Here is a 16,753-nt window from a genome sequence, read left to right on the forward strand (position 1 = left end):
CGCACCGGGTCCGCACCATGGCCCTCCACCCGTCCCCCTCTATATCTGTATCTATACGTACGACGGAGGCATCCAATGACCGGCACCACCCCCTGGGAAGACCTCGTCACGTCCGCCCTCCTCGGTACCGACCGCCGCACCCCGCCCGCCGAGGTCGTCGCGCCCGGCCAGGACGCGCCCGGCGCGCTGCTGGCCGCCGCCGCGCTCCACACACTGCGGCGGCGGGCGGGGCTGCTCCCGGCGCGCGCCGGCGCCCGGCCGGAGCCCGCGCCGCACGACGACCGCCGTGCGCTGCCCGAGCCCGCGAGCAGGCGCCTCGCCCAACTGCTGGCCGACCGCTCGGCCCCCGCCGGTACGGGAGGCAGACGCGGTACGACCCCTGATCTGACCGAACTGCTCCCCCAGTGGCTCGCGACCGCGAACGACCAGGGCTACCGCGCCCCCGCCGCCGCGCTGCCCGCGCTGCTCGACGCGGCGCGCGGGCGCAACGACCTGCGCCCGCACGCCCTCGCGTTCGCCGGACCGCGCGGGCTCTGGCTCGCGCGCTTCAACCCGGACTGGAAGTTCGCCCTGCGCGGCGCGTCCGGCGGCGCCGTCCTGCCCGGCTCCCAGGACACCGAAGCCGTAAGGCAGTTGTGGGAGCAGGGGCTCTTCGCCGAGCGTGTCGCGCTGCTGGCGGCCGTACGCGCGCAGGACACGAACGCCGCGCGGGCGCTGCTGGCCACGACGTGGTCGACGGAGCGCGCCGAGGACCGGCTGATGTTCCTCGACTCGCTGCGGTCCGGACTCTCCGACCGCGACGAGCCCTTCCTTGAGGAGGCGCTGTCCGACCGCAGCCGCAATGTCCGCGCGACGGCGGCGGAGTTGCTGTCCGCGCTGCCGGACTCCGCGCTGGCCGCGCGGATGGCGGCGCGGGCGGCCACGTGCGTGAGCCTGGACCGCACCGGCGGCCCCGCGGACCCGACCGTCATCGTCGAAGCGCCGCACGAGTGCGACGCGGACATGCAACGCGACGGGGTGAGCCCGACGCCACCCAGCGGGCGGGGCGAACGGTCGTGGTGGCTGGGTCAGTTGGTGGAGGCGACACCGCTGTCGCTCTGGCCGGGCCGGCTGGGGGACCGTACGCCGGAGGAGATCGTGACGCTGCCGGTCCTGGACGGCTGGACGGACGAGCTGCACGCGGCGTGGTGCCGCGCCGCCGTCCGGCAGCGCGACGCCCGCTGGGCCCGCGCCCTGCTGGGACCACCGGCCGCGTCCCCGGCGATCGGCCCCGGGGCGTCGTCGCTCGCGGAGCGGGCGAAGCTGCTCGCCACCCTGCCCGTGACGGAACGGGCTTCCTGGGTGGCCGAGTTCATAGCGGCGCACGGCCTGTCGGAGGCGTTCCAGCTCCTGGGGGTCTGCGCGGTGCCGTGGTCGGACCCGCTGGGCCGCGCGGTCGTCGACGCGCTCGACATCGCGCGGGACGGCGGGAGTTACCCATGGAGTTTCAGCGGTGTGATGGGCCTGGCCGAACGCTGTCTGAACCCGGCGGAGGCGCCCCGCCTGGAAATCCTCACCGCCACCCCGGACGAACCGGAGGGCGCGTCACCGGGAGCGGGCGGCTACTGGTCGGAGGCGTTCCAGCGGCTGGTCTCCACCCTGCGGCTGCGCGCCGCGATGATGGCGGAACTGACGGGTGGCCCCGAGATACCGGACCGGCCCCTCAGCCCGTCCGGCGCTTGAGGGCAAGCGCGGCCCACCGGCCGCGTGCCCCGGGCGACCCGGCCGCCCCCGGCGCCCCCGCGTTACGCGCCCGCCGGCTGCCGGACGTTCGCGTGCACCCAGTCGACGATCGACGTCGTCGTCGCGCCCGGCGTGAAGATCGCCGCCACGCCCTTCTCCTTCAGGGGCGCGATGTCCGCCTCCGGGATGATGCCGCCGCCGAAGACCTTGATGTCCAGCGCGTCGTGCTGCTCCAGCAGGTCGATGACCTTCGCGAACAGCGTGTTGTGCGCGCCGGACAGGATCGACAGGCCGATCGCGTCGGCGTCCTCCTGGATCGCGGTGTCCACGATCTGCTCGGGCGTCTGGTGCAGCCCGGTGTAGATGACCTCCATGCCCGCATCCCGCAACGCTCGCGCGATGACCTTGGCCCCGCGATCGTGGCCGTCGAGACCCGGCTTGGCCACCACCACACGGATCGGACCGGTCACACCCATCACTGCCTCCACATACCGACTACGTCGTCATTGGCACGGGTCCCCGTACCGGCGAGGGACGGAGAGGTGAACGAACGTTATCCCCAGCATCTCGCACCCCGCTGTTTCGCGGCGGCCGGGGAGGGGGAAATCACACATTGGGACATGTTCACTCTGCGTCGTGCCGGCCCCACCCGGCACGGGAGCCGCAAGGGAGCCGCTTCCCGTGTGGCGTAGGGAGGTAGGTCAATGAAGATCCCGCCTTTCTCCGAGCTTTTCTCACCCTTTCCGTCCGTGGTGCGGCGGCCGGCGGCCTGGGAGCTGCCCGTCACCCTCCTGCGGGCCTCCGCCCTTGAGCTGGCGATCCTCGCCGGGCATCTGGTCCTCTATCCGGGTGGCATCACCAAGGAACGCCCGGCCCCCGGCCTGCCGCCCGAGACGGCCACCCTGCCCACCGAGGGCCGCTCCCGCCGGCCGGTCCTGCTCCTGCACGGATTCGTGGACAACCGCTCCGTCTTCGTCCTGCTGCGCCGCTCACTGGCCCGGCACGGCTGGCGCCATCTCGAATCCCTCAATTTCTCGCCGCTGACCAGCGACATCCGGCTGGCGGCCGAAGTGCTGGGACGGCATATCGAGGAGGTCTGTGCCCGTACGGGGCACCGGGAGGTCGACATCGTCGGCCACAGCCTCGGCGGCCTGATCGCCCGGTATTACGTACAGCGACTGAGCGGCGACAGCCGGGTACGGACCCTGGTCACCATGGGCACGCCCCACGCGGGCACCGCCGCCGTCCCGCTGGCGAGCGCGCATCCCGTCGTCCGGCAGATGCGGCCCGGTTCGGACCTGATCGAGGAGCTGCGGGAGCCGGCGCCCGGCTGCCGGACCCGGTTCGTCAGCTTCTGGAGCGATCTCGACCAGGTCATGTCACCGGTGGACGCGGCCCGCGTCGACCATCCCGACCTCATCGCGCAGAACGTGGGCGTGACCGGTATCGGCCACCTCGCGCTGCCGGTGCACCCGGCCGTCGCCGCGGGCATCCGGTACGTCCTGGAGCACGACGACAACGAGCCGGCAGACCTTGCAGAGTCGGCCGAATGGACAGGAAGCGGCACGGAACGGGCGGGAGATCGGACAGACGGGGCGATATCGGTGGCGTGAGGATCGCGTGGAGATCGAGCCACGGCCCAAACGTCGGCATCGAAATTGGTTGCGTTCACATTCATTTCGATGTCGGTTCGACACCTCACCGACACCCTTCGAATCGAACGCGTTTCGAACGTAGAGCCAAAGGTGTGTCCGCGGTTCGCCGAAAGACGGCCGAATGCCCGTTTCCAGAGCGGCCGGAAGCCGCCGAAGATTGTCGCCGTCGCATACCGCCGGGTACAGTCGCGGCCACTGCTTTCCCTTCTGGGTCCCACCGTTCGTCAAGGCGGCCCCAGGAGCCTGGTTCTGCTGCCGAGGCGAGAGAGAAGTTGGTGAACGACCAGCACCCCCACGCCGGATACGCCGCCCACGACGGCTGCTCCACAGGCAGCTTCGACAGTGACCCCCTCTTCGGCGCGCTTCCGGACACGAGCCCGGTGGGCACGGTCACTTACGAGGCGGACAACAGCGGTCAGTACGACTCGGCACAGTGGAACGCGGGTTACGACCCCTACGCGACGCAGCCGCCGCACACACCCCAAGCCCAGTACGAGCCGTACGACGCGTACGCGGCACAGCCCCAGCAGGCTCAGCAGCCCCAGCAGTCGTACGACACGACGGGCCAGTGGGACGCCAGCGCCTGGAACGAGGCCAACCAGACGGCCAGTTACGGATACGACCCGGCCGGCCAGAGCGTCCCCGCCGACCAGTGGGCCGCGCCCGTCGCCGACACCGGCGCGTACGACGCCACCGCCTGGAACTCGGGCGCGGCGGCGGTCCAGCCGGACGTACCGTTCCAGACCGATGCCCCGGCTCCCGCTCCGTACTACGACGACACCACGACGTACGAGTCCTACGACCCGGCGACGTACGAGCCCGAGGTCGAGCACCAGCACGAAACCGCTTACGAGCAGCCGGAGTTCACGCCGGGCGAGTACGTACCGAGCGAGTACCCGCGGCCCGAGAGCGAGCACGAGTACGACACGCCCGGTCCGGAGCCTGAACAGGTGTCGGAATCGGAGCGGGAGCCCGATTCGGACCACTCCGAACACTCCGAACACGCGGACCAACTCGTCGGTGCCGCGGCCGGCGCCACCGCCACCGCCGCGACCATCGCCCCCCGCCCGGTCCGCCGGGCGGCCGGAGGCAGCCGTGGCAGGCGCCGTACACCGGCGAAGCGTTCGGCTCTGCTGACCGTCGCCGTGCCCTCCGCCTGTGTGATGGGCGTCGCCGGTATCGCCGCCGCGTCGGTCGGCGGACTCGGCGCCGAGGAGACCAAGGACGACTCGACCGCGATCAGCGCCGCGGACGCGCCGGCCGTCAAACCCGCCGCGGTCAACAACAAGCTCGACACCCAACTCGCCGCTCTCGACGCCGACGCGCGTGACTTCGGGGACCGCGCCAGCCGCACCCAGGAGCGCATCGACCTCAAGGAACGGCAGGCGGCGGAGAAGAAGAAGCGCGAAGCGGAGGCCGCGGCCCGCGAGGCCGCCCGCCCCAAGTTCGCGATCCCCGTGGCCAATCACGCTCTCAGCGCGTACTACGGCCAGGCCGGCGTCAACTGGATGTCGATGCACACGGGGATCGACTTCCCCGTCTCGTACGGCACTCCGGTGATGGCGGCGACGGACGGCACCGTCCGTACGCAATTCAACAGCGCCTACGGCAACATGGCGATCGTGACCGCCGCCGACGGCACCGAGACCTGGTACTGCCACCTCAGCAGCACGAAGATCCGCTCCGGCTCCGTCAAGGCCGGTGATGTGATCGCGTACTCCGGGGATTCGGGCAACTCCACCGGTCCGCACCTGCACTTCGAGGTACGACCGGGCGGCGGCTCGGCGATCGACCCGCTGCCCTGGTTCCGCGGCCACGGCCTCAAAATTTAGTCGGGAGCGGCGGGCCTCCTCGGCCCGCCGCATCCGGCTGTCCCGGCGCCGTCGCGCCTCAACAGCGAACAGCAACAGCCTCTACAGCTTGTCGACCGGCGCGTACCGCAGCAGCAGCCGCTTCGGCTTCGAGTCACCGAAGTCGATCGTCGCCTGCGCGTCGGCGCCCGACCCCGTCACCGTGACGACCGTCCCGAGCCCGAACTGGTCGTGCGTGACCCGGTCCCCCACCGCGAGCGAGATGACCGGCTTCTCGGTCGCGCGCCGCGTGGCGAAGCCGGCGGGGCCGGACCGTGCACGGGACGCGGACAGCGAGGACGTGATCCCCGACGTCGGTCCGGCGGGGGCGGCCATCGGGCCGGTGCGCTTCCACTCCAGATACTCGCCCGGAATCTCCTCCAGGAAGCGCGACGGCGGGTTGTACGAGGGCTGGCCCCACGCGCTGCGCATCGAGGACCGGGTCAGATAGAGCCGTTCGCGGGCGCGGGTGATGCCGACGTACGCCAGCCTGCGCTCCTCCTCCAGCTCCTTCGCCTGGCCGAGTGCGCGCATGTGCGGGAAGACGCCGTCCTCCATGCCCGTCAGGAAGACGACCGGGAATTCGAGTCCCTTCGCCGTGTGCAGCGTCATCAGCGTGATGACACCGGAGCCGTCCTCGTCCTCGTCGGGGATCTGGTCGGAGTCGGCGACGAGCGCGACCCGCTCCAGGAATTCGGCGAGGGTGCCGGAGGGGGCGGCGGGCGGCGCGTCCGCGTCGGCAGCCGCCTCATCCGCGTCGGCGGCCGTGGTCGCGTCGGCGGCCGTGGTCGCGTCGGCAGCCGTGTCCGCGGCCGTCGTCGCGCCCGCGCCCGTGGCGGCTGCCGTCGTGTCGTCCGCCCCGGCCGCCTGCGCCCGCTCCTGCTCGAACTCCAGCGCCACGGCGGCCAGTTCCTGCAAGTTCTCGATCCGCGTCTCGTCCTGCGGGTCGGTCGACGCCTGCAACTCCGCCAGATAGCCGGTCCGTTCCAGTACGGCCTCCAGGACCGTCGCCGGACCGGCGCCGGACTCCACGACCGTACGCAGCTCCTCCATCAGCGTGTTGAAGCGCTTCACCGCGTTCGACGAGCGGGCCGCCATGCCGTACGCCTCGTCCACCCGGCGCAGCGCCTGCGCGAAGGAGATCTTCTCCCGCAGCGAGAGCGCGTCGATCATCGCCTCGGCGCGGTCGCCGATACCCCGCTTGGGCACGTTCAGGATCCGGCGCAGCGGGACGCTGTCCTCCGGATTGGCGAGCACGCGCAGATAGGCCAGCACATCGCGGACCTCCTTGCGCTCGTAGAAGCGCACACCGCCGACGACCTTGTAGGGCAGGCCGACGCGGATGAAGATCTCCTCGAAGACACGCGACTGCGCGTTCGTCCGGTAGAAGACCGCGACGTCGCCCGCCTTGGCCTCCGACGCGTCCGTCATGCGGTCGATCTCGTCGGCGACGAACTGCGCCTCGTCGTGCTCGGTGTCCGCCACGTACCCGGTGATCCGGGCGCCCGCGCCCGCGTTCGTCCAGAGATTCTTGGGCCGCCGGCTCTCGTTGCGCTCGATGACCGCGTTGGCCGCGCTGAGGATCGTCTGCGTGGAGCGGTAGTTCTGCTCCAGCAGGATCGTCTTGGCGTCCGGATAGTCCTCCTCGAACTGAAGGATGTTGCGGATCGTGGCGCCCCGGAACGCGTAGATGGACTGGTCGGCGTCACCGACGACGCACAGCTCGGCCGGGTCGTGTCCCTCGCCCGAGGGGCCGACCAGCTCGCGCACCAGGGTGTACTGCGCGTGGTTGGTGTCCTGGTACTCGTCCACCAGGACGTGGCGGAACCGGCGGCGGTAGTGCTCGGCGACGTCCCCGAACGCCTGGAGCAGATGGACCGTCGTCATGATGATGTCGTCGAAGTCCAGGGCGTTGGCCTCGCGCAGCCGCGCCTGATACATCCGATACGCCTCGGCCAGCGTCTTCTCGAAGGGGTCCGTGGCCTGACCGGCGAACGTCTCCTCGTCGATCAGCTCGTTCTTCAGATTCGAGATCTTGGCGCTGAACGCCTTCGGGGGGTGGCGCTTGGGGTCCAGGTCCAGATCGCGGCAGACCAGGGCCATGAGGCGCTTGGAGTCGGCCGCGTCGTAGATCGAGAACGACGACGTGAAGCCGAGCCGCTTCGACTCGCGGCGCAGGATCCGCACGCAGGCGCTGTGGAACGTCATCACCCACATGGCGTTGGCGCGCGGTCCGACGAGCTGCTCGACGCGCTCCTTCATCTCGCCCGCGGCCTTGTTGGTGAACGTGATCGCCAGTATTTCGCCCGGATGCACACTGCGGGTGCCCAGCAGATACGCGATCCGGTGGGTCAGCACCCGGGTCTTGCCCGAGCCCGCTCCGGCCACGATGAGCAGCGGCGATCCGGTGTGCACGACGGCGGCGCGCTGCTCGTCGTTCAGCCCTTCGAGCAGCGCCGCCGGGTCCACGACGGTGCGCGGGGCGCCGTCGCGGTGGTACGGATCCCTGGGCGGGGGCACGTCGAACTTCCCTCCGAAGAGATCGTCGGGCACCTGCTCCGGCGCGGTGTCCTCGGGCGGCGGCGGAGGCTCATCGGCCGAGGGCTGGAGGTCCGCCAGGAAGCTGTCGTCAAAGAGGCTGCTCATCGCTTCCCGAGTCTAGGGTGCCGCACTGACAGCCCGCCGCCACATGGCCTCGCGGGGCCGCCCAGGAACGTTTACGCGAAAGGTCACGAAAATGTATCGGGCATATCGGCCATCGACCTTCACAGCGGCACCACAGGTTGGCTAGCGTGCTCGCCGAGGCGGTCCGTACTCCGTCGGCGATCAGCGCCGAGCGGGCGGCCTGCGCCGAATCCGGGCCTGCGCACAGCAGCCCGGAACCGGGGACCCACCATGTTCGACCGGGGTGAATCGGGCCGTAATTCCCGGCCCGTAGGGCAGCCTTCCGTTCCGCCCGAACCCGACAGCTAACCCGGTAGGCGGTCCACGGAAGGAGATGTCGACCTTGGCGTCGCATCGCAAATCGCGCACGCGCACCGCACTGCGCGGGAACACACCGGCCGTCGGCTTCACGACGGCCGCGCTCGCCTCGGTCACGCTGCTGTCGACGCAGAGCGCCACCGCCGCGCCGGCCGAGCCGAAGCCCTCGGTGGAAGAGGTGCAGAAGAAGGTCGACGACCTGTACCGGCAGGCCGGGACGGCGACGCAGCAGTACAACAAGGCGAAGGAAGCGACCGACACGCAGCGCAAGTCGGTCGAGCGAGTGCTGGACGACGTCGCCAAGAGCGCCGACAAGGTGAACGGGGCGCGGCGCGCCCTCGGTACGTATGCGGCGGCGCAGTACCGCGCGGGCGCGGTCGGTCCCACGGCCGCCCTGATGTTCGCCGACAGCCCTCAGTCGTACTTCGAGCAGACCCAGCTGATGGACCGGCTGACGGACCGCCAGCAGGGGGCCGTCGAGGACTTCCAGAAGGAGCAGCGGTCCGCGGCCAAGCAGCGCGCCAAGGCGACCAAGAGCCTGGAGACGCTGACTGAGTCGCAGGCGTCGCTCAAGGTCGGCAAGCAGAGGGTCCAGAACAAGCTCGCGGCGGCGCGGTCGCTGCTGTCGGAGCTGACGGCCGAGGAGAAGGCGGTCCTCGCCGAGCTGGAGCGCAAGAAGGAGCAGGAGGCGCGCCGCAAGGCCGAGGCGAAGGCCAAGGAGGAGGCGGCGGAGCGCAAGCGCCAGGAGGAGGCGCGGCAGGAGGAACAGCCGCCCGCCGCCGGCGGCGGCACCGACACGGGCACGGGCACGGGGGACACGGACGGTACGTACGCGGCCAAGGCCGAGAAAGTGCTCGCGTTCGCCCGCGCGCAGATCGGCAAGCCGTACGTGTGGGGCGCCACCGGCCCCAGTTCGTACGACTGCTCGGGGCTGACGGCCGCCGCCTGGAAGGAGGCGGGTGTCCAGCTGCCGCGTACGACCTGGGACCAGGTCAAGGTCGGCAAGCGCGTCGCCACGGCGGATCTGCTCCCCGGCGACCTGGTGTTCTTCTACGACGACATCAGCCATGTCGGCATCTACCAGGGCGACGGCAAGATGATCCACGCGCCGAAGCCGGGCGCGAACGTCCGTGAGGAGTCGATCTACTACATGCCGATCTACGGCAGCGTGCGCCCGGCCTGAGCCCGTTGGCCCCTGTTTCCGGGCCGGCTGCTCCTCGGGGCTCCCTTCGACCCCCTATGCGATCATGCGACAGATGTCCCTGGGGAGGGGCCGTCGCGGTGGTACCGACACCGTGGTGGTGACAGAAGGAGTCCGGCATGAACGCGGGTGGGGATCAGGGCGGTTCGTCCACGTCCGACGAGGAGTGGGAGCGATTCCTGCGGGAGTCGGCGGACGGCGTGCCCGACGCGCCCAAGGAGCCCTCGGCACGGGCCCGGATGGTGACACGGCGGCTGCGGGAGGAGCCCGCGCCCCCGGAGGGGTGGCGCACGCACCGGCCGGCCCGGCGGCCGAGGCGGCTGAAGGGCTGGTACGTCGTCGGGCTGCTGGCCTCGGTCGCGCTGCTGGCCGTGGCGCTGGATCCGGGGCGGGTCACCGGGTGGTTCGGCGATGACGGCGGGGCCGGAGGGCCGCTCGCCGCGGAGTCGGAGCGCCCGGACCAGGCACCGCCCATGGAACCGGCCGGGCTGCCCACGCTCGACGAACCGTTCAGGGGGTCGCCCGCGGCGCGCTGGGACAGCGGGACGGCCGGGATCACGCTGCCCGCCGCCAGGGCGACGGGGTGGATGAGCGAGGCGCAGGTGAAGGACGCGCTCGACCGGAGCCGTGACTTCCTCGCCGCGTCCGGTCTGGATCCGGCGGTGCTGCGGGGCGCGCGGCCGGCGGAGGCGATCGCGCTGATCAATCCGCATCAGAAGGACGTCCAGGACTATCTGGCGACCTCGTTCCGCGCGCCGAGCGAGGAGAACGACCCGCTGTTGCTCTTCAGCCGGTTCGACAAGGAGCACACCCGTGTCGTCGGGGACGTTGTCAAGACGCGGGGCCGGATCAGCTACCGGGAGGGCGAGCGCGGCGCCCTTCAGGTGACCGCCGACGTCACGTACGTCTACCCGGTCACACGGGCGGCGGCGGACAGCGGCGGCGACGACGAGGTCGCGCGCACGATCGTGCGCCGCGAGACGGTGCTGAACTGGGACGATCCCGCGAAGGTGATCACCGAGCGGGGGACCTTCTCCCTCGTTTCGTACAAGGCCCACATGACCAACGGCGGCTGCGACGCCCCCACCGGATACCTCGTCCCCGAGTACGGCACCGAGCGGCGGGCCACCGATGGCGGTGCCGCGGTGGATCCCTACGACCGCAGCGGGCCGGTGACCGAGCGGACGGGGAGCGTGGACGGGGGATGCGGGACGGCGACGCGGTCGTAGGCGGACCTGACCACCGCCGAGGCCGGTGCGCGGCCGGTGCGCGGCCGGTGCGCGGTCGGTGTCGTCGGAACGGTCATGTCCTGCCGGGAAGTGACCCGACGCAGGTAAGAGAAGCGACCACAATCCGCCGGTGATCTTCCACCTGCGGGCAATAGCGGCCATGACGGCGCACGTCCGTGACCCGCGCGCCTACCGTCCTTTCCCGTACGGGCCATCCGGGCCCACGTGGAACGAAGGATGTGGACGCCCCCGTGGCAGCGCACCGCCGACCCCGACGATCCAAGCACCGGCCGTTCAGCGGCCCGTACGGCCGTACGGCGGCGACTCTCGCGCTCGCCGGGGCCGCGACGGCCACCGGGCTGGAAGGCCCCGCGCACGCCGAACCGCGGCTCACCCCGGCGCAGGTGAAGACGGAGGTCGACAAGCTCTACCACGAGGCGGAGGCCGCCACCGAGAAGTACAACGGCGCGAAGGAGAAGGCTGACCGGGCGCGCGCCTCGCTGGACAAACTGCGCGACGAGGCCACCCGGCGCACGGAGCGGCTCAACGTCTCGCGCGACGCGCTCGGTTCGATCGCCGCCGCCCAGTACCGCGCGGGCGGCCTCGACCCCGCCGTACAGCTCGCCCTCAGCTCCGACCCCGACGAGTATCTGCGCGGGGCGGCGCTCGCCGAACGGGCCGGCTTCCAACAGGCCCGAGCCGTCAGCGGGATGCGCGCCCAACTCGGCGACATCAGCCGCCTCCGTACGAAGGCCGACGGCAAGCTCGCCGTCCTGAAGAGCCGTCAGTCCGAGCTGGCCACCCACAAGTCGACCGTCGAGAAGAAGCTCGCGGACGCCGGGAAGCTGCTCGACCGGCTCACCGCGGCCGAGCGCGCCCGGTACGCCGAGAGCACCGGGTCGGCCGATCCGCGCGCCGACCGCTCACAGAGCCGCCCGGCTTCGGCCACCGCGCCCAACTCCCGTGCCGCCGCCGCGATCGCGTACGCGCGTGGGGCACTCGGCAAGCCGTACGTGTGGGGCGCGACCGGGCCCGACGGGTTCGACTGCTCGGGGCTGACGCAGGCCGCCTGGCGCGCCGCCGGAGTCTCTCTGCCGCGCACCACGTACACCCAGATCAACGTGGGCCAACGGGTTTCGCGCTCCCAGCTCGCACCGGGCGACCTGGTGTTCTTCTACTCCGGCATCTCGCATGTCGGGCTCTACGCCGGGGGCGGGCAGATGATCCACGCCCCTCGGCCCGGCGCCGCGGTGCGGCTGGCCCCGATCGACGAGATGCCGTTCGCGGGCGCCGCCCGCCCCGCGTAACCCTCCCCAGGAGGCCCCCACCCGGCCCAAGCCCGGGTGCCGTGCCGCACCCGTCGCACGACGATGACGCCATGAGACACAGACGGGCGGCCCGCGCGACCGCGCTCACCCTGGGCGCGCTGCTCGTCCTGGCCCCGGTCGGTGTCACCCCCGAGGGCTGCGGCGACCTGACCGGCGGCCGGCTCTGCGTCGAGGGCGGCCCGGTGGGCGGCGAGGGAACATTCACGACGCGTTACGTACGGCACGGCGCGGGTGGCGACGACACCGCCGCCGCCACCTTCCAACTCGGCTACCAGCGCAAGGACCCGCGGATCACCGCGTTCCCCGGCTGGTTCGGCACCCTCCGTACAAAGGACGGCGTCACCACGGCCACCGGCACGCTCGACACGGCACGCGGCGAGTGTGTCCGGGGCGTGCTCCGGCACGACGGCCGGGAGTACGTCACGAAATGGCTCTGCTCAAGCTGAACGGCCCGCGCCTCCTACGGAAGCGCGCTCACACCAGCCTGCGCGCCGTCGCCCACCGCGTCAGTTCGTGCCGGTTGGAGAGCTGGAGCTTGCGCAGCACCGCCGAGACGTGCGACTCGACCGTCTTCACCGAGATGAAGAGCTGCTTCGCGATCTCCTTGTACGCGTACCCACGCGCGATCAGCCGCAGCACCTCGCGCTCGCGCTGCGTGAGGCGGTCCATGTCCTCGTCCACCGGCGGCGCGTCCGTGGAGGCGAACGCGTCGAGCACGAAGCCCGCCAGCCGCGGTGAGAAGACCGCGTCGCCGTCCTGGACGCGGAAGACCGAGTCCACCAGGTCGGTGCCGGTGATCGTCTTGGTGACGTAACCGCGCGCACCGCCGCGGATCACACCGATGACGTCCTCCGCCGCGTCGGACACCGACAGCGCCAGGAAGCGCACCGGGTCCTCGGCCGCCGCCATCAGCGGCGCGCAGCGGCGCAGGACCTCCACGCCGCCGCCGCCGGGGAGGTGGACGTCGAGCAGGACGACCTCGGGGCGGGTGGCCGTGATGACCGTGACGGCGTGGTCGACGTCGGCGGCCTCGCCGACGACCTCCACGCCCGTGGTCGCGGTCTGCCCGATCTCGGCCTGTACGCCGGTGCGGAACATCCGGTGGTCGTCGACCAGCACCACACGCACGTGCCTGGCCGGAACCTCTTCTTCGCCGCTCGTGCCGCCCGTCGTCCCGCTCGTCCCGCTCGTCCCGCTCGGTCCGCTCGTCCCGCTCGTCCCGCTCGTCCCGGTCATGCCTCCGCCGCCCTCTCCATCTCAAGCTCCACTTCCGTGCCCCCGTCGGGCGCCGAACGCACCCTCGCCGTACCGCCGTTGCGTTCCATCCGGCCGAAGATCGACTCCCGTACGCCCATCCGGTCGTCCGGCACCGCGTCCAGGTCGAACCCGGGCCCCCGGTCCCGTACGGAGACGAAGACCGTCCGGCCCTCGACCTCCGCGAAGACCTGCACGGCGCCGCCCTCGCCACCGTACTTGGCGGCGTTGACCATTGCCTCGCGTGCTGCCTGCATCTGTGCGGTCAGTTTCTCGTCGAGCGGGCAGTCGCCGACCACCACGACCTCGATCGGTACGCCGTGGTAGTCCTCCACCTCGGCGGCGGTCGCCTTGACCGCCTCGGCGACGGTGTCGGGTTCGTTCTCCTCGTCCTTGCCGGTGCCTTCCGGCTTGTACAGCCAGGCGCGCAGCTCCCGCTCCTGCGCACGGGCCAGGCGCCGGACCTCGCCCCCGTCGTCGGCGTTGCGCTGGATCAGCGTGAGCGTGTGCAGGACGGAGTCGTGGACGTGCGCGGCGACCTCGGCGCGTTCCTGGGCGCGGATGCGCATCAGGCGCTCGTCGGACAGGTCCTGGGTCATCCGTACGAGCCAGGGGCCGGCGAGCAGCGCGACTCCGGCCACGACGGCGATGGCCGCCGTCAGGACGTTGCCGAGCTGGGCGGCCGAGCCGCGGACGACCATGAAGACGGTCAGGCCCATGCCGACGAGGGCCACACCGGCCAGCCCGCGCGCCAGTTGGAAGATCCTGCGGCGCCTGCTGTCCGTCGACAGCGACGCCCACTGCGCGCGGCGGGCGTTGTCGGCCTGGCGCCAGACCAGGACGACACCGGCGCCGATGAGCAGTGTCGGCCAGATGTAGTTGCCCGCGCCGCCGCGGCCGAGGTCCGCGCTCGCGACGAAGACGGTGCCGACGACGAACAGCGCGATGAGCGCGAAGGTCTGTCCCCGGTCGGGTTTACGGAGCCGCCGCCGCCCGTCGTCCGTCGTCTCGAACAGCGGGCGGGTCCGGCTGGGGGTGCCGCCGACGCCGAGCGGGACGACGATCCAGAAGATGGCGTACAGCAGCGCGCCGAGCCCCTGGGCCAGGAACAGGGCGAGGAAGACGAGCCGCACCCAGCCGACCGGCAGCCCGAGATGGCCCGCGAGCCCGCGTGCGACGCCGCCCAGCAATCTGCCGTCCGCGCTGCGGTAGAGCTTGCGCAGGGGCTGCTCGTCGGCCCCGGGTGCCGTCCCCGAGGCCCGGCTGCGGCTCCGGGACGCGCCCGGCGCTCCCCCGGAGGAGGAGGACGACGACGGGGACGGGGGTGGGGTGGGCGTGGCGACCGGCATGCCACCGATGGTCACACGACAGTGTGGGCCGTGGCATCAGGGCTGCGCCCTGAGAGCGGCCCCGAGAACGACCCTGAGATCCCCCGGCCGACCCTGGTACGCGCGGCGTCCAATATCAGGGACGGGCCAGGGTCGGCACGGGTGGAGACCGGGCGGGCGGGCGGTCACCATGGACGTATGACTCAGTCCGTGCCGCACACCTCGACGCCGCCGACGCAGCCGACACCTCCGCAGCTGGTGCGCGCGCCGCGGCAGAAGGTCGTCGCGGGCGTCTGCGGCGGGCTGGGACGCTACTGCGACCTCGACCCGGTCGTCTTCCGGATCGTCATCGTCGTGCTGACGCTGACCGGTGGCATCGGGCTGATCTTCTACGGCTTCGCCTGGCTGCTGGTCCCGCTCGACGGCGAGGACGAGAACGAGCTGCGCCGGCTGCTGTCGGGCCGTGTCGACGGCGCTTCCCTGATCGCCGTACTGCTCGCGCTGGTGGGCTGCGGCCTGTTCCTGTCGATGCTCAACAACGGCGGCACGCTCGGTTTCGCCACGATGCTGTCGATCGCGGTGATCGGCGCGGCGGTCTGGTCCCAGCGGCGGTGCGCCACCGCGCGGGAGGGCGGCCCGCTCGACCCGGGGACGGCGGCGGCCGTGGCCGAGGCGCCCCCGGAGACGAAGGCGCCGCCGACGCCGGGCAGTCCGTCGTGGTGGCGCGACCCGATCGTCAAGGACGGCACGACGGGGCCGACGGGGCCGCCCGGCTATCTGTGGGGTCCGGACGACGAGGACGACGGGACCGGCCGGACCGGCGGGGGCGGCGCGTCGCGCCGGGGGGCGGGCGGGCGCGAGCCGTCCGGGTCGTCGCGCGGGCGCCAGGACCGCCCGCGCGGGATCGGCGGCACGGTCTTCCTGTTGGCGCTGCTCGCGGGCAGCGTCGCCCTGGGGCAGTCGTGGGACGTCAACCCGCTCGGTACGAGCCTCCAGATCGGCTTCGCCGCCGCGCTCGGGGTGTTCGGTCTCGGTCTCGCCGTGAGCGCCTTCCTGGGGCGTACGGGCTTCGGCACGATCTTCCTCAGCGTGCTCACCGCCGGACTGCTCGCGGGCGCGACGGCCATCCCGAAGGACATCGGCACGGAGTGGGTGCGTACGACATGGCGCCCGGCGGCCGTCGCCTCGGTGGCGCCGTCGTACGAACTCGGCACCGGCGTCGGGACACTCGACCTGGCCGGTGTCGACGTCCCGGCGGGCAAGACCCTCCGTACGAGGGCGGAGGTCGGCGCCGGGCAGCTGAGGGTCGTCGTACCGCGCGACGTGACGCTGAAGGTGCGCGCGGAGGCGGGGCTCGGCGACATCCAGCTCCCCGGCGAGCCGAAGAACGACATCGACCTCGCACCGGCACAGGAGCGGACCCGTACGGTGGCCCCGCCCAAGGGCGTGAAGCCCGCAGGCACACTGGACCTCCGGCTCGAAGTCGGCGTCGGACAGGTGGAGGTGACCCGTGCTGCTGCATGAGTTCAAACCGGGCAGGCTGGTGGCCGGCCTGGCGGTGATGGGCGCGGCCACCGTGTTCGCCGGTGACGCGGGGGGTTGGTGGGACGCCCCGTGGTTCGTGGTCGTCCCGTTCGTCTGCGGCGGTCTCTTCCTGGCGTCCGCCGTGTCGATGGTGGACTACCGCATTCGGCGCCGCCTGTCGGCGAGGACGGCGTCCAGGGAGAACACGGAGGCCCCGGCAAGCAGGAGCGGCAGCCAGGCCATGAGGTAGGCGAGGTCGTTGCCGTAGTAGTACGGCTCCGACTGCCAACTCACCGTCAGCCACAGGCTCAGCGAGATCAGGGCGCCGCCGAGCGCCGCGAGCCGGGCCAGCAGTCCGGCGAGGGTGCCGAGACCGACGGCCAGTTCGCCGAGGGCGATGGCGTATCCGAAGCCCTCGGGGCTCTTGAGCGACAGGTCGACGAGCGCGGGTACGGCGGAGCTGTCGCGCACGCTCCGCATCAGCTCGCCGACGGAGCCGGGCCCGTTCGCCGACATGAAGGCGCTGTCGGTGAGTTTGTCGAGTCCGGCGTAGACGAAGGTCACGCCGAGGAAGATCCGCAGCGGCAGCAGGGCGTACTTCGTCGCCGTGTCCTTCCAGCCCTGCCGCTCACCTCCGATCGTTGCGTAGGTGTCCGTCCGGTATCCGTGCGCCATCGCGT

At 71.8% G+C, this 16,753-nt stretch carries 13 protein-coding genes and 1 riboswitch; of the genes, 8 read left to right on the forward strand and 5 right to left on the reverse strand.

The window, feature by feature from the left end:
• The first annotated feature begins 75 nt into the window (after positions 1-75).
• Entirely contained in the window at positions 76-1,722 is a 1,647-nt protein-coding gene (locus tag OG700_RS14175) for a DUF5691 domain-containing protein (protein ID WP_405613425.1), read from the forward strand.
• 62 nt (positions 1,723-1,784) lie between these two features.
• Here OG700_RS14175 and OG700_RS14180 read toward each other — a convergent pair whose 3' ends face one another.
• A complete protein-coding gene (locus OG700_RS14180; protein ID WP_405613427.1) occupies positions 1,785-2,198 on the reverse strand; it encodes a cobalamin B12-binding domain-containing protein in 414 nt (137 codons plus the stop codon).
• 228 nt (positions 2,199-2,426) lie between these two features.
• On the opposite strand from OG700_RS14180, the gene OG700_RS14185 reads away from it, so the two are divergent.
• Together OG700_RS14185 and OG700_RS14190 are read left to right on the forward strand one after the other, a co-directional pair.
• Positions 2,427-3,335: an esterase/lipase family protein gene (locus tag OG700_RS14185; protein WP_405613429.1), complete on the forward strand. Its 909-nt coding sequence runs from the start codon at positions 2,427-2,429 to the stop codon at positions 3,333-3,335.
• Positions 3,336-3,652: 317 nt separating this feature from the next.
• Entirely contained in the window at positions 3,653-5,209 is a 1,557-nt protein-coding gene (locus tag OG700_RS14190; protein ID WP_405613431.1) for a peptidoglycan DD-metalloendopeptidase family protein, read from the forward strand.
• Positions 5,210-5,290: 81 nt separating this feature from the next.
• On the opposite strand, the gene OG700_RS14195 is transcribed toward OG700_RS14190, so the two are convergent.
• Positions 5,291-7,873, reverse strand: coding sequence for an ATP-dependent DNA helicase (locus OG700_RS14195; RefSeq protein WP_405613433.1), 2,583 nt, complete (start codon positions 7,871-7,873; stop codon positions 5,291-5,293).
• Positions 7,874-8,065: 192 nt separating this feature from the next.
• A riboswitch (cyclic di-AMP (ydaO/yuaA leader) is annotated at positions 8,066-8,227 on the forward strand.
• On the opposite strand from OG700_RS14195, the gene OG700_RS14200 reads away from it, so the two are divergent.
• From OG700_RS14200 to OG700_RS14215, 4 genes are all read left to right on the forward strand, one after another.
• Positions 8,226-9,392, forward strand: coding sequence for an NlpC/P60 family protein (locus tag OG700_RS14200; RefSeq protein ID WP_405613435.1), 1,167 nt, complete (start codon positions 8,226-8,228; stop codon positions 9,390-9,392). (Overlaps the previous riboswitch by 2 nt.)
• 137 nt (positions 9,393-9,529) lie before the next feature.
• Positions 9,530-10,639 (forward strand): hypothetical protein, encoded by a 1,110-nt coding sequence (locus tag OG700_RS14205; RefSeq protein ID WP_405613437.1) that lies wholly within the window; start codon positions 9,530-9,532, stop codon positions 10,637-10,639.
• 251 nt (positions 10,640-10,890) lie between these two features.
• Positions 10,891-11,946: an NlpC/P60 family protein gene (locus OG700_RS14210; protein WP_405613438.1), complete on the forward strand. Its 1,056-nt coding sequence runs from the start codon at positions 10,891-10,893 to the stop codon at positions 11,944-11,946.
• A 71-nt stretch (positions 11,947-12,017) separates the two neighbouring features.
• A complete protein-coding gene (locus tag OG700_RS14215; RefSeq protein ID WP_405613440.1) occupies positions 12,018-12,413 on the forward strand; it encodes a hypothetical protein in 396 nt (131 codons plus the stop codon).
• Between the two features lie 28 nt (positions 12,414-12,441).
• Here the strand turns inward: OG700_RS14215 and OG700_RS14220 are convergent, their stop codons facing one another.
• Both OG700_RS14220 and OG700_RS14225 read right to left on the reverse strand, forming a co-directional pair.
• A complete protein-coding gene (locus tag OG700_RS14220) occupies positions 12,442-13,203 on the reverse strand; it encodes a LuxR C-terminal-related transcriptional regulator (RefSeq protein ID WP_405613442.1) in 762 nt (253 codons plus the stop codon).
• Positions 13,200-14,570, reverse strand: a complete 1,371-nt coding sequence (locus OG700_RS14225; RefSeq protein ID WP_405613444.1) for a PspC domain-containing protein — start codon at positions 14,568-14,570, stop codon at positions 13,200-13,202. Before OG700_RS14225 ends, OG700_RS14220 begins: the two co-directional genes overlap by 4 nt.
• Positions 14,571-14,747: 177 nt before the next feature.
• Here OG700_RS14225 and OG700_RS14230 point away from each other — a divergent pair, with 177 nt between their 5' ends.
• On the forward strand, positions 14,748-16,073 hold the full coding sequence (locus tag OG700_RS14230) for a PspC domain-containing protein (RefSeq protein ID WP_405613446.1): 1,326 nt from the start codon (positions 14,748-14,750) through the stop codon (positions 16,071-16,073).
• Positions 16,074-16,229: 156 nt separating this feature from the next.
• On the opposite strand, the gene OG700_RS14235 is transcribed toward OG700_RS14230, so the two are convergent.
• Complete coding sequence (locus tag OG700_RS14235; RefSeq protein WP_405613448.1) at positions 16,230-16,748, reverse strand: DoxX family membrane protein; 519 nt, start codon at positions 16,746-16,748, stop codon at positions 16,230-16,232.
• Between the last annotated feature and the right edge of the window lie 5 nt (positions 16,749-16,753).

The sequence above is a fragment of the Streptomyces sp. NBC_01508 genome, from assembly GCF_045040315.1.
In the GTDB taxonomy this organism is placed as follows: Bacteria; Actinomycetota; Actinomycetes; order Streptomycetales; family Streptomycetaceae; genus Streptomyces.